General features: G+C 57.8%; 1 pseudogene. It reads left to right on the top strand.

Features of this window, described 5'->3' with window-relative positions:
* Positions 1-249: pseudogene (locus tag ACTHTJ_RS11050) on the top strand (hypothetical protein); the annotation flags it as partial.

Below are 249 nucleotides of genomic sequence, written 5' to 3'. Positions count from 1 at the left end.
CCGTGAACAACGACGGCGTTAAGATCGCAGGCGGTCCTAGCCTGACCAAGTCCGGTATCGATGCCGCCGGCAAGAAGGTTACCAACGTAGCCGACGGCGACCTCAATGCCAACAGCAAAGATGCCGTCAACGGCAGTCAACTGTTTGCGACCAACCAAAACGTAGCGACCAACGCCGCCAATATCGCCAAAGGCATCAACTTCGGCGGTACCGCCGGCAGCAACAACTACGCATTGGGCGACACCATCA

It is taken from the genome of Neisseria sp. P0018.S001 (assembly GCF_051957355.1).
Lineage (GTDB): Bacteria > Pseudomonadota > Gammaproteobacteria > Burkholderiales > Neisseriaceae > Neisseria > Neisseria subflava_A.
The sequence above is the reverse complement of the archived record's forward strand: the minus strand, read 5'-3'. Positions and strand labels throughout refer to the sequence as shown.